This window comes from Actinosynnema sp. (genome assembly GCF_052038725.1).
The window spans coordinates 1-1,975 of record NZ_JBQGCX010000789.1; the positions used below are offsets into that span (position 1 = coordinate 1).

Annotated in this window: 2 protein-coding genes; both read right to left on the minus strand. The window is 76.5% G+C overall.

What is annotated here, in order from left to right; translation table 11 throughout:
• A partial coding sequence (locus ACTUAL_RS16275; protein WP_440900860.1) for an FAD-binding oxidoreductase occupies positions 1–931 on the minus strand: 931 nt, incomplete at its 3' end.
• Positions 928–1,746: a sulfurtransferase gene (locus tag ACTUAL_RS16280; protein WP_440900861.1), complete on the minus strand. Its 819-nt coding sequence runs from the start codon at positions 1,744–1,746 to the stop codon at positions 928–930. The genes ACTUAL_RS16280 and ACTUAL_RS16275, both read right to left, overlap by 4 nt.
• Positions 1,747–1,975: the final 229 nt, after the last annotated feature.

Consider the following 1,975-nt stretch of genomic DNA (forward strand, 5'->3'; position numbering starts at 1 on the left):
GGCGGGCGGCGACCTCGGGGTCGGTGGTGGTCTCCAGCGCGGTGGCGAGCGGCCGGACCACCCGCGCCGCCTCCGCCAGCTCCTGCTCCGCGCCGAAGCCGTCGGTCTGGAGCAGCAGGAACACCTCGCCCCTGCGGTGCAGGTCACCGCCCTGCGCCTGGTCGATGGCGCGCAGCGTCGGCCCGTCCAGCAGCTCGGCGGTGGACGGCCGGACGCCCGCGCGCTGCAGCGCGGTCACCGCCGCGACGGCGTCCTCGGCGGTCGCGAAGAACGCGCTGGCGGTGGCCGTGCGCACCGGCAGCGGCGAGAGCCGCAGCGTCGCCCCGACCACCACCCCGAGCGTGCCCTCGGACCCGACGACCAGCCCGGTCAGGTCGTACCCGGTGACCCCCTTGACCGTGCGCCGCCCGGTGCTGACCAGCGACCCGTCGCCGAGCACCACGTCGAGCCCGAGCACCGCGTCGCGGGTCACCCCGTGCTTGACGCACCGCAGCCCGCCCGCGTTGGTGGCGATGTTGCCGCCGATCGTGGAGAACGCGGCGCTCGCCGGGTCGGGCGCGTACCGCAGCCCGTGCGCGGCGGCGGCGGCGTCCAGGTCGGCGGTGACGACACCGGGTTCCACGACCGCCAGCGCCTCGTCCGGCCGCAGCTCGGTGATCCGGTCAAGGCCGGACAGGTCGAGCACGATGCTCCCGTCGCCCGCGAGCGCGCCACCCGCGACCCCGGACCCCGCGCCCCTGGGCACGACCGGGACGCCGTGCGCGGCGGCGTGCGCGACGGTCCGCTGGACCTCCGCGACGGACTGGGCGAACACGACCAGCCGGGGCGTCCCGATCGGGGCGCTCCCCGAGCGGTCGGTGGACGCGCGCGCCAGCTCGGCGGGGTCGGTCGACCAGGAGGAGAGCCCGCCGGTCAACCCGTCCAGGCTCACGCCCCCACCTCGACCGGCCGGTCGGGGTCCGAGGACCACTGGGACCACGAGCCGGGGTACAGGGCGGCGTCGATCCCGGCGATGGCCAGGGCGGCGACGGTGTGCGCGGCGGTGACGCCGGACCCGCAGTACACCGCGACCGGCGTCCCCGACGTCACGCCGAGCGCCGCGAACCGCCGTCCCAGCTCCGAGGCGGGCAGGAAGGTCCCGTCCGGCGCGAGGTTCTCCCCGGTGGGCGCGCTGACCGCGCCGGGAACGTGCCCGGCCCTGGGATCGACCGGCTCGACCTCGCCCCGGTACCGCTCACCGGCGCGGGCGTCCAGCAGCACCCCGCGCGCGGGCCAGGTGGCCGCCTCGTCGGTGGTGACGCGCGCCAACCGGTTCCCGGAGACCACCACGTCCCCCGGCGCCGGGACGACGTCCCCGCTCTCCACCGGGAACCCGCCCGCGACCCACGCGCCGAGCCCGCCGTCGAGCAGCCGCACGTCGATCCCGGCGTCGCGCAGCACCCACCAGGCGCGGGCGGCGGCGAGGTTGCCGGAGTCGTCGTAGACGACGACCCGGTCCCCGGCGTTCACGCCCCACCCGCGCAAGGCGGTCTGCAGCGCCTCCTCGCCGGGCAGCGGATGCCGCCCGTCACCGGGCCCGCGCGGTCCGGCGAGGTGCGCCTCCAGGTCGACGTGCACGGCGCCCGGCAGGTGGGCGCTGAGGTAGGCGGGCCGCCCGTCCGGAGCGCCGAGCGCCCACCGGACGTCGAGCACCCGGAACTCGGGGAACCGCTGGTGCAGCTCGGTTGCGGAGATGATGACCGTCACGCCCCGGATGCTAAGCGCGCCAAGGCATCGGGCACCGCAAGGAAATTCTTATGGGTACCGATGGGAAACTCCGCCCGGTCCGGTCGTGCTGTGGTGGCGGGGACCGGGTGCTTGGTTGTGCCGCAACGACTTCGAGGGTCGCCCGGCGGTCGTGGCGCTCAGTCGAGTCGCCCGCTGGACCACGCTTCCTTGAATCCGTCCACGTCGGGGAACAGCACGCGCCGCCGAC